Annotated in this window: 9 protein-coding genes; 4 read left to right on the top strand and 5 right to left on the bottom strand. The window is 69.2% G+C overall.

Features of this window, described 5'->3' with window-relative positions; genetic code table 11:
* Window positions 1-250: 250 nt before the first annotated feature.
* Window positions 251-988, bottom strand: a complete 738-nt coding sequence (locus ACFWPJ_RS14260; RefSeq protein WP_189027579.1) for an acyltransferase — start codon at window positions 986-988, stop codon at window positions 251-253.
* A gap of 144 nt (window positions 989-1,132) precedes the next feature.
* Between ACFWPJ_RS14260 and ACFWPJ_RS14255 the strand changes: the two genes are divergently transcribed.
* Window positions 1,133-2,425, top strand: a complete 1,293-nt coding sequence (locus ACFWPJ_RS14255) for a PQQ-binding-like beta-propeller repeat protein (RefSeq protein WP_378851060.1) — start codon at window positions 1,133-1,135, stop codon at window positions 2,423-2,425.
* A 7-nt stretch (window positions 2,426-2,432) separates the two neighbouring features.
* On the opposite strand, the gene ACFWPJ_RS14250 is transcribed toward ACFWPJ_RS14255, so the two are convergent.
* Window positions 2,433-3,443, bottom strand: coding sequence for a polysaccharide deacetylase family protein (locus ACFWPJ_RS14250; RefSeq protein ID WP_378851057.1), 1,011 nt, complete (start codon window positions 3,441-3,443; stop codon window positions 2,433-2,435).
* 158 nt (window positions 3,444-3,601) lie between these two features.
* Between ACFWPJ_RS14250 and ACFWPJ_RS14245 the strand changes: the two genes are divergently transcribed.
* Window positions 3,602-4,897 carry a putative glycoside hydrolase gene (locus ACFWPJ_RS14245; protein ID WP_378851054.1) on the top strand — a complete coding sequence of 432 codons (1,296 nt, stop codon included), beginning with the start codon at window positions 3,602-3,604 and terminating at the stop codon, window positions 4,895-4,897.
* 150 nt (window positions 4,898-5,047) lie between these two features.
* Here the strand turns inward: ACFWPJ_RS14245 and ACFWPJ_RS14240 are convergent, their stop codons facing one another.
* From ACFWPJ_RS14240 to ACFWPJ_RS14230, 3 genes are read right to left on the bottom strand one after another with little or no spacing between them, the layout of a single operon-like run.
* Window positions 5,048-6,301 carry a glycosyltransferase family 4 protein gene (locus ACFWPJ_RS14240; RefSeq protein ID WP_378851051.1) on the bottom strand — a complete coding sequence of 418 codons (1,254 nt, stop codon included), beginning with the start codon at window positions 6,299-6,301 and terminating at the stop codon, window positions 5,048-5,050.
* On the bottom strand, window positions 6,298-7,854 hold the full coding sequence (locus ACFWPJ_RS14235; protein WP_378851048.1) for a 1,4-alpha-glucan branching protein domain-containing protein: 1,557 nt from the start codon (window positions 7,852-7,854) through the stop codon (window positions 6,298-6,300). Before ACFWPJ_RS14235 ends, ACFWPJ_RS14240 begins: the two co-directional genes overlap by 4 nt.
* Window positions 7,851-8,639, bottom strand: a complete 789-nt coding sequence (locus ACFWPJ_RS14230; protein WP_378851045.1) for a methyltransferase domain-containing protein — start codon at window positions 8,637-8,639, stop codon at window positions 7,851-7,853. The genes ACFWPJ_RS14235 and ACFWPJ_RS14230 overlap by 4 nt, the downstream gene beginning before the upstream one ends.
* 189 nt (window positions 8,640-8,828) lie before the next feature.
* Here ACFWPJ_RS14230 and ACFWPJ_RS14225 point away from each other — a divergent pair, with 189 nt between their 5' ends.
* Complete coding sequence (locus ACFWPJ_RS14225; RefSeq protein WP_189027240.1) at window positions 8,829-9,614, top strand: electron transfer flavoprotein subunit beta/FixA family protein; 786 nt, start codon at window positions 8,829-8,831, stop codon at window positions 9,612-9,614.
* A 36-nt stretch (window positions 9,615-9,650) separates the two neighbouring features.
* Entirely contained in the window at window positions 9,651-10,607 is a 957-nt protein-coding gene (locus ACFWPJ_RS14220; protein WP_378851042.1) for an electron transfer flavoprotein subunit alpha/FixB family protein, read from the top strand.
* Window positions 10,608-10,721 lie beyond the last annotated feature (114 nt).

The raw sequence follows: 10,721 nt of genomic DNA, 5'->3' as shown, positions 1-10,721 counted from the left end.
GGATTCGGCGGGGGCCGCAGTAGCAATAGCCGACCCGAGGGCAATCATCGGTGTGAGCGCCACAGCTGCTGCGGCTGCGCGAATTCTATTCTTGGTCATGATGGTTCCTTCGGTGGGGAATACGGGAAACCCACGCGAACGGAGGATCCCGCAAGATCGACACCGATAATTGTTCTCGCAGCACAAGCGGAAAACCATCATCCCCGGGGTTGAAACCCCTCCACCCCTCGACCGCGCGGCCGCGAGGCGATTACGCCTGCGCCGCGGCGTTCTTCTTCCGCTCGATATCGGCCAGCGCGGCCATGTAGGCGGCCCGCTCCTCGGCGGTGGCGTCCCAGGCGACCTTGCGGTTCTTGACGACCTTGGCCGGCGCGCCGACGGCGATGCTGTAGTCGGGGATGTCCCCGCGCACCACCGCGTGCGCACCCAGCACGCACCCACGCCCGACGCGGGTATCGCGCAGCACGGTCACCTTGGCGGCGATCCAGGTGTCGGGGCCGATCCGGACCGGGCTCTTCACGATGCCCTGGTCCTTGATGGGCAGGGTGATGTCGTCCATCTTGTGGTCGAAGTCGCAGATGTAGCACCAGTCGGCGACCAGCGTGGATTCGCCGATCTCGATGTCGAGGTAGGTGTTGACGACATTGTCCTTGCCGAAGACCACCTTGTCGCCGATGCGCAGCGAGCCCTCGTGGCAGCGGATGGCGTTGCCGTCACCGATGTGCACCCAGCGGCCGATCTCCATGCGGGCGAATTCCGGGGTCGCGTGGATCTCCACATTGCGGCCGAGGAACACCATGCCACGCAGCACGATGTGCGGGTTGGCCAGCCGGAACTTGGCCAGCCGGTAGTACCGCACCAGGTACCAGGGGGTGTAGGCGCGGTTGGCGAGCACCCAGCGCAGCGAGTCCCTGGTCAGAAAACGCGCCTGCTGCGGATCGCGGCGGCGTGAACCACGCCAGCGCGCGCTCAACGGCGCGCCCCACATGCTCGTCACGAACTACTCTCCCGTCGTGATCGCACCGGGCCAGCCCCGGGGATTCGGTCATCGATTACACAGAGTACTTTCGGAGCGCACGTATACCGTGCGATACCCCCGATCATCGGCTCGATACAACAGGGAGATCAGCAGGTGCGAACTCGGACTCGCGTCGCGGCCTCGCTCGCTGCCGCCGGTGTGGTGGCGTTGGCAGGCTGCGGCACCGACGTGGACGACATCACGGTCGGCAGCGGAAAGGGTTGGCCCGCAGCCCATCACGACGGCCGCAACGGCGGTGCGAGCCCGGTGACCGGCGCGGAGTCGATGTCGCTGAGCTGGTCGCGTCCGGTGGGCGGCCCGATCGCCCAGCCGTTGACGATCGGTTCCGAGGGCCAGATGTTCGTGACGACGAGCACCGGCAACTGCGCGATCTTCTCCTTCCAGATGCGCACCGGACGCAAGCGCTTCTGCAACCCGCTCGGCCCGTCGACGATCGAGGCGCCGACCGTGGTCGACAGCGTCAGCAACGTCTACGTCGGCGACGACGGCGCGGTGAACTCCTTCAACTACCTCGGCCAGCCGCGCTGGCGGACGCCGGTGGCGGGCGTGCCGGTGGCGATCCAGTTCACGGGCGACGGCAAAGTGCTGACGGTGACCCAGTCCGGTCAGGTCGACGTCCTGAGCCGTCAGACCGGCGGTCGCGAGGTGCCGACGCTGCAGCTGCTGGGCGAGCCCGACTTCCTGAAACTGCCAGGCCTGACCCGCCCGGCCTCCGGTGACGGTCTCGACGACTGCCGGATCGGCGGCCCGCGCTGCGCGGTCGCCAACACCACCGCCGTCGACCCCGAATCGGGCCGGTTCTTCGTCACCGTGTGGGAGCCCGGCAAGTCCGCCGCCTCGCTGCGCGCGATGCGCTACGCCGACGGCAAGGTCGCCCAGGAGTGGAGCGCCGACATGCTGACCGGCGGCAGCGCCACCAGCCCGACGCTGTCCGGCGACGGCGCCACCGTCTACGTCGGCGACAACAGCGGCCGCCTGATCGCCGTGAACACCGAGGACGGCAGCACCCGCTGGACCCAGGCCCTCGGCTGGATCCCCAGCCGCGGCATCTCCCTGGTCGACGACCTGATCATCCCCGCGGGCGACGACGGCTACCTGATGGCCCTGCACGACCGCGGTGACCGCGCCGAGCTCGCGTGGGAACGCAAAGACCTCGCCCTGCGCGGCACCCCCGCCCAGACCGCGGGCGGCATCGGCTACACCGTCGCCGCCATCGGCGCGGGCCTGAGCCTGATCACCTTCGACACCACCACCGGCAACACCGTCGACTCCGATGTCCTGCCCGCCGCCACCGGCACCACCACCGGCACCTCCGTCGGACCGAAGGGCGAGGTCGTCGTGGCCACCCGCGCCGGCGAGATCTTCACCTTCACACCCGACGCCTGACCTGGCATCAGTACGGGTTGGTCCGGTCCGACCAGCGCGCACCGAGATCCGCCGTGAGATGCCGGGGGAAGGAGATGCGCGCCGGGTCGCCGTCGGCGGTGTAGCGCTGTTCCGGGTTGGCGGCCAGCCAGTCCAGCCAGTAGGCCGAATCGAACGGGACGGCACCCCGGCCCGATCGGATGCGCGGCACGCCGCCGGGGTCGACCGCGCCGTACGGCGCGGGGGCGGGGTTCGAGCCCACCAGCATCACGGCGTCGAAGCGGTAGGGGGTGCCGTCCCAGCTGCCCGCGGTCGCCAGCGCCTGATCGCGGGGATGGATGCCGAGCGGTAGCGCCATGGTGCGCACAGTGACGCCTGGCGCGGCCGCGGTCACCGCGCGCACGTTCTGCACCAGTTCGCGCTGTACGCCGTCGGTGTCCAGGCTCGCCAAGTGGGCGTGACTCGCCGTATGCGCGCCGATTTCGTGGCCGTGGGCGACCAGCCAGGGCAGGGCGCGCGGGTCGCCGCCGAAGGGCTCGTTGTTGACGTAGAACGTGGCGACCGGCCGGAAGTCGGGGTAGCGGGAGCCGAACTCGGCGAGGATGCCCGCGGCGCTGTCCGGGGCAACGGCCCCGGTGTCGGTGAAGGCGAGTTGGCTATCGGTCGAGTCGTCGAAGGTCAGCACGACCGGATGGGTGCCCGCGGGCAGGTCGAGGTCGCCGGAGATGTATTGCGCGGCGGTCACCGGGCGGTAGCCCTCGCGGTAGAGACGTTCCAGTTCGTCCCGGAACTCCGCCGGGGTCTGGTCGTATTCGCCGGCCGGGTTCGCCGCGATCTGGTGATACATCAGGACCGGGACGACTCCCAGCTCGTTGGCGGCGATCTCGGCCGGATTCGGCGGCGGCGATTCCGCTGTCGTCGCGGGCCCGGCCGGTTGATCGGCTGGAGCCGGTGCGCCCTCTGCCGTGCAGGCGGTGAGCGCCGCGGCCAGCAAAAGCGTGGACACGCGGTGGAATACCGGGTTGGATCTGCCTCCCATCGCGATAATGTAACGCGGCGGCAAAGCTTTTCCCGTGTTCTTTCGATACCCCGGCAGTTCGCATCGGACCTGCGAAATAGTGGGTCTGACAACGGTAGCGGAAGGTGGTGTGGGCGTTGGGATTGCGGATCCAGTCGGTTGATCGGCGGCGATTGGCGATGATCGCCGCAGTTGCTGTCCTCGCGTTGGTGGTAGTCGCGCTGTTGGCCGGATTCGCGTTGAGCAGATCCGCGGGACTTGCGGCCGCGGACACCGTCGCGCCGACCCTGCAGGTGACACCACCCGATCCGGTGCGCTCCTATCGCGCGCCGGTCGTGCTGCGCGGCAATGCCATCGACGCCGTGCGCGTGTCCATCGGCGAGGAATCGGTGACGCCCGCTCCGGACGGGGCCTTCGAGATCTCGGTGCCGTGGGCTCCCGCCGTCGAGGTCGTGGCGGCGGACGCCGCGGGCAATCAGAGCAGCAGCACCGTCGTCACGGCGCGCACGCTGCCGCGGATGCGGGCCGTGCACGTCACCGCGCACGCCTGGTCGCACGAGGGACTGCGCGAAGCCGTGCTCGATCTCGCTCGCGAAGGCCGCATCGATACCGTGCAGCTCGACATCAAGGACGAGGACGGCGTCGTCGGCTACGACTCCCAGGTTCCCCTCGCCCGCGAATCCGGTGCTGTCGCTTCGATCTACGATGCCCCCGCCGCCCTGCGGCAATTGCACGACCTCGGCCTGCAGGTGGTCGGCCGCATTGTCGCGTTCCGCGATCCGACCGTGGCGGCCTGGGCCTGGCACAGCGGCCGACCCGACTGGGTTGTCCAGAATCCGTCCGGGCAGCCCTATTCCAGTCATTACGGCCCGATCGCCTTCACCAATGTCGCCCATCCCGACGTGCGCCGATACAACATCGACCTCGCGGTGGAGGCCGCACAGCTCGGCTTCGACGGCATCATGTACGACTACGTCCGCCGCCCGGACGGCAGCCTGTCCAGTATGAAGTTCGCCGGCCTCACCGAGACCCCCAGCGCCGCGGTCGCGGAATTCCTCGCCCAGAGCCGCTACCCGGTGAACCTCGCCGGAGCGCATCTGAGCGCCGCGGTCTACGGAATCGCCTCCACCCGCCCGGACGAGATCGCCCAGGACATCCCGCTCATGGCCCGCAGCGTCGACTTCGTCGCGCCCATGCTCTATCCGTCGCATTGGAATTCCGGTGAGTACGGCGTCGCCAACCCCAACGCCCAGCCCTACGACATCATCTTCCGCTCGCTGCAGGACTTCCAGAAGAGCACGGCGGGCACCGGCGCCACAGTGATCCCGTGGCTCCAGGACTTCAGCCTCGGCGTGACCTACGGCGACGCCGAGTTGCGCGCCCAGATCGACGCGACCCGAGACGCAGGCATCGACAGCTTCTTCCTCTGGAACGCCGCGACCCGCTATCACGGCGGCGGCATCCACCCCGCCTGAACAAGCCCACCACCGGACGCCAGGTGGGGGATCTGCTGCAGGGGCACGGGGGTGACGGTAGAGCCGGGTGGTCGCCTCGGCGTCATGCGTTGTGGGTGAATTCGAGCTCGGCGCGCGACCTGCCAACGGTCGCGCGTCGAGAAGCGTCCACTATTTCGGATCGCGCTCCGGCAGCGGCCGTTCCACGATGTCGGGGCGGCCCAGCGAGGTCCGCACGCGGCGTTTGGCGGCCGAGTAGACCTGGGCGGTCTCCGCGGCGACCACGTCCCAGGCGAAGTCGGCGGTGAGGCGTTCGCGGGCGTTGTAGGCGCGGTCCTGGGCGGTCGCCGGGTCGTCGAGGACGGCGCGGGCCGCGTCGACGATGCCGTCCACGTCGGCCGGTTCGAAGGAGGCGCCGGTGACGCCGTCGATGACGGCCTCGCCGAGTCCGCCCGCGGTGGAGGCGATCAGCGGAACTCCGGCGGCGGCGGCTTCCAGCGCCACGATGCCGAACGGCTCGTACCGGCTCGGCAGCACGATGGCGTCCGCGCCGTGCAGCCAGCCGAGCAGTTCCTCGTGTCCGAGGCTGCCGACGAAATTCACGGCCCGCGCGACGCGATGCACGCGGGCGCGTTCACGCAGCCAGTCGAACTGGGTGCCGACACCGGCCACGGTCAAGGTGGTTCCGGGGTGCGCGCGGCGGATGCGGGGGAGCGCCGCGATCGCGTCCTGCACGCCCTTCTCGTATTCGAGCCTGCCCACATACAGCAGCTTCGGCGGACCGGAGCGCGGTGCGCGCGGACGGAAGGTCCACGCGCCGACGTCGATGCCGTTGCGGATCACCGTGATCGGCGGGAGTTCGGGCCCGTAGAGCCGCTCCACCTCGTCCTGCATGGAGGTCGAGCAGGTGATGATCTGATCGGCCTCGTTGGTCAGCCACCACTCGACCGAGTGCACCTGCTTGTTGACCCGCCCCGACACCCAGCCGCTGTGCCGACCAGCCTCGGTGGCGTGGATGGTCGCCACGAGCGGCACGTCGTAATATTCCGCGAGCGCTATGGATGGATGCGCGACGAGCCAGTCGTGCGCGTGCACCACATCCGGCATCCAGCCCTCGCCGACGCCGGGCTTGCCGAGCGCCACACCGGCGCGGACCATCGCGTGCCCCATCGCCAGCGTCCAGGCGAGCATGTCCTCGCCGAAGTCGAAGCACGGCGGGTCCTCGGCCACCGCGACGACGAGCACGCCGTCGGCGATGTAGGAGTGCGTGGGGTGGGTGATCGAGTCGGTACCCGTCGGCCTGCGCGCCAGCACCACGACCTCATGACCGGCCGCGGCCAGCTCCACAGCCAGGTGATGGACGTGCCGGCCGAGCCCGCCGACCACGACCGGCGGGTACTCCCACGACACCATCAAAATCTTCATGAAAATCCTTCAGCGGCGGCCGACGGGACAGCGGTCGGCAACCGCCGCGCGTCCAGACCAGGGAAGAATCCGTCGGCCGCGTTCCATCCTGCCGCGAGACGGGCCGCTTTGGCGAACTGGCCAGCCCCGATGGCCTCGGCGAGTTCGCGCACCGCGTGCGCGTGCTCGTGGGCCCGGTCGCGGGCGTACCCGGCGGCGGAGTCCTTGCTGACCATGAAAGCCCAGTCGCTGGAGACCGTCAGGATCGCCTCGCGCAGCAACTGGTCGGCGACCGGATCACGCAGCGAACCGTCGCGGCGGACCTTGTCGAGGGTGTCCAGCGCCAGCCGGACGACGTCGGCATTGAGCTCGACGAGGTCGGCGACCTGGTCGCCCGCCCACACCCGCCAGTCCTTGCCCGAACCCCACGACGAGTCGTTGAGCTGCACAGGTTCGCCGACATACCCGTTGTCGCGGGCATCGGCGAGGGTGCCGACATTCACGCCGGCTTCGGGCAGCGCGCGCAGCACCTGCTCGAGCCATTCGGGGCCCTCGTGCCACCAGTGACCGAACAGTTCGGTGTCGAAGGCGGCCACCACGAGGGCCGGTCGGCCGATCCGCTCGGACTCCTCGATCAGCCTGCTGCGGACCGTCTCGACGAAGTCGGCGACATCGCGGGTGATGGCGCCCGCCGCGAGTTCGGGATCGTAAGGGGCCTTGTCAGGACCGGCGACGGTTTTGCCGGTCACCCGCGACGGCTTGAGGCCCGTCGCGTGGTCGTAGTGATGGAAATCGCGGTAGGCGCTCTGCCCCGGGTAGCCCTGTTTCGGCGACCAGACCCGGTAGCTCACCTGGAGATCGCGCCCGAACGCGAGCACATCGGAGTCGCGGACGGGCCTGCCGAGGGTGGTATCGCCCCGCAGCGAGGGCCCGTCGACCATGAAATGCGTCACACCCGCGGCGTCGTAGCTCCGCTCCATGCCGGGGGTGTAGCCGCACTCGGGCGCCCAGATACCGGTGGGGGTGGTGCCCCAGCGCAGTCGCGCGTCGGCCAGGCCCTCGGTGAGCTGGAACTGGCGCAGTCGCTCGTCGAGCAGCGGCTGGAACGGATGGGCCAGCGGACCGCCGAGCAGCTCGATCGCGTCGGCGTCGATGAGCGAACGCCACACCGGCGCGCTGCCGTGCCGCCAGTCGCGCTCGAATTCGGCCAAAGCCGTTGCGGCGAGCCGATGTTCGTGGCGGCCCAGCGCCACATTGCCCGACATCGACGCCTCGTCGGCGCGCAACTGCCAGTTGCCCAGCCAGTGGTGCATGCCCGCCAGGCAGTGCGGATCGTCGAGCTGGGCGGCCAGCACCGGGGTGATGCCCAGGCTCAGCAGGCGCGTACGGCCTTCGGCCGCAAGATTTTTCAGTACCCGCACCACGGGCAGGTAGGACGCGGCCCAGGACTGGTAGAGCCATTCCTCGCCGACCGGCCAGCGCCCGTGATGGGCCAGCCAGGGCAGGTGGGAGTGCAGGACGAGCGTGAACTGACCCGGCACGGAGCCGGGCCGGGCGGAGCGAGAATCGGTCAACGCCTTGCCTTTTCGGCGATCGCCACCAGGTCCAGGCTCGCGTCGATATTGCCCGCGCGCAGATCGAAATCGTCGATGGTGACGGCGGCGACGTCGGCGGTGAGATCGGCGGGCCACGGCTCACCGGCCAGCGCGCGCTCGATCTGGGCGTCGATGAACGACCCACCGTGCTTGGCGTCCAGCGCTTTCAGGCTCGCGCCGTGGTGCACGCCGAGCATCTCGGTGACCGTGAAACCGGCCTCGACCAGCAGCTCGGTGAGCTCGGCCGCGTTGAGTTCGCGGGTGTGGAACGGGTTGAGCGGGGTGTCGCGACCGGGGGAGAAGGTGATCCGGTTCGGGGTGCTGATCAGCAGCTGCCCGCCCGGGCGCAGCACGCGCAGGCACTCGCGCAGGAACTGCGCCTGATCCCACAGATGCTCGATGACCTGGAAATTCACGACGACATCGACGGATTCGTCCTCCAGCGGCAGCTCGGCGAGGTTGCCCTGGATCATCTCGACGCGCGGGTAGCGCGCGCGCACGTGCGCGACGGCGCCCTCGTCGTAGTCGACACCGACGACACGCGCGGCCACGCCGGCGATCATGTCGGCTCCATAGCCCTCGCCCGAACCCGCCTCGAGCACGGTCTTGCCGGTGCAACGGTCGAGCAGCCGGGCGTAGGCGATCTCATGCCGACGGAACCAGTAGTTCTCCTCGGCGATGCCGGGCACGGTCCGCTCACCGGTCAACGGCAGTGGTTCATGTGTGGCGGCCACGGGTGCGGCAGGGATCACAGCCTCGCTCATTCGTCCGACGTTACTGGTACCGCCGGTCCTTGCTGGATTCAGGGACCGGATGGGAACCCCTTGTGCATGTAGGTTACCCACGAGTAACTTAGCGTAGGGTAGTGTTCCGCTCTGAGCTACTCACGGACGTACGGCCCAGCTCGTGCGGCCACCACACACGTGTACCCAGAAGGAGGTCGACGAAGACCGATGCCGAACATCGTCGTACTCATCAAGCAGGTTCCTGACACCTGGTCCGAGCGCAAGCTGACCGATGGTGACTACACCCTCGACCGCGAGGCCGCCGACGCCGTCCTCGACGAGATCAACGAGCGCGCCGTCGAGGAAGCGCTGCTGATCAAGGAGGCCCAGGGCGGCGAGGTCACCGTGCTGGCCGCCGGTCCGGATCGCGCTACCGAGGCCATCCGCAAGGCGCTGTCCATGGGTGCCGACAAGGCCATCCACATCAACGACCCGGCGATCCACGGCTCCGACGCCGTGCAGACCGCGTGGGTGCTGGCCGGCGCGCTGGGCCAGGTCGAGGGCGTCGAGCTGGTCATCGCCGGCAACGAAGCCACCGACGGTCGCGCGGGCGCCGTGCCGGCGATCATCGCCGAGTACCTGGGCATCCCGCAGCTGACGCACCTGCGCAAGCTGACCGTCGACGGCGACAAGATCACCGGCGAGCGCGAGACCGACGAGGGCGTCTTCAAGCTCGAGGCGTCCCTGCCCGCGATCGTCTCGGTCACCGAGAAGATCAACGAGCCGCGCTTCCCGTCCTTCAAGGGCATCATGGCCGCGAAGAAGAAGGAAGTTCAGGTCTTCACCCTGGCCGATCTGGGCATCGACCCGTCGACCGTCGGCGTCGCCAACGCAGGCACCCAGGTCACCGGCTCCACCCCGAAGCCCGCCCGCACCGCGGGCGAGAAGATCGCGGACGAGGGTGAGGGCGGCAACCAGATCGCCACCTACCTCATCGGTCAGAAGATCATCTGATCCGGCCCCGTCCGAGACTTCGAAGGAGAAAGAACAATGGCTGAAGTACTTGTGCTCATCGAGCACGCCGACGGTGCCGTGAAGAAGATCAGCACCGAACTGCTCACCGCCGCCCGCACCCTGGGCGAGCCCGCCGCCGTCGTGACCGGCCCGGCCGGTACCGCCGACAAGCTGGCCGCCGCGCTGGCCGCCGCGGGCGCCGAGAAGATCTATGTCGCCGAGTCCGACGACATCGAGGGCTTCCTGGTCACCCCGAAGGTCGACGTGCTGGCCGGTCTGGTCGAGTCCGCCTCGCCCGCCGCCGTGCTGGTCGCCGCCACCGCCGAGGGCAAGGAGGTGTCGGGCCGCCTCGCCGCGCGCATCGGATCCGGCTTGCTCGTCGACGTCATCGGCGTCAACGCCGACGGCTCGGCCGTGCACTCCATCTTCGGTGGCGCGTTCACCGTCGAGGCCAAGGCCACCGGCGATGTGCCGGTGATCTCGATCCGTCCGGGCGCCATCGAGGCGGCCCCGCAGGCCGGCGCGGGCGAGCAGGTCGTCGTCGAGGTTCCGGCCCAGGAAGAGGGCGTCGTCAAGGTCGTCTCGCGTGAGCCGATCGTCGGCGGCGACCGTCCGGAGCTGACCGAGGCGAGCATCGTCGTCTCCGGTGGCCGTGGTGTCGGTTCCGCCGACAACTTCGCGGTCGTCGAGGCGCTGGCCGACTCGCTCGGTGCCGCCGTCGGCGCCTCGCGTGCCGCCGTCGACTCGGGCTACTACCCGGGTCAGTTCCAGGTCGGTCAGACCGGTAAGACGGTCTCCCCGCAGCTCTACATCGCCCTGGGCATCTCCGGCGCCATCCAGCACCGGGCCGGCATGCAGACCTCGAAAACCATCGTCGCGGTCAACAAGGACGAAGAGGCTCCCATTTTCGAGATCGCCGACTACGGCATCGTGGGCGACCAGTTCAACGTCGCCCCGCAGCTGACCGAGGCCGTGAAGTCCCACAAGGGATAAACGTCGAGGCGCTGAGCGCACTGCGGCCCCGTCCGGGGTTCCGGGCGGGGCCGCGTGGGGGTCGCGCGAGTTTTCGGTTCCCCAGGGTGGTGCTCGGATAAACAAAAGAAGCAG

This window comes from Nocardia sp. NPDC058497 (assembly GCF_042720195.1).
GTDB lineage: Bacteria > Actinomycetota > Actinomycetes > Mycobacteriales > Mycobacteriaceae > Nocardia.
Note: the sequence above shows the minus strand (reverse complement) of the source record. Positions and strands in the feature narration are given on the sequence as shown.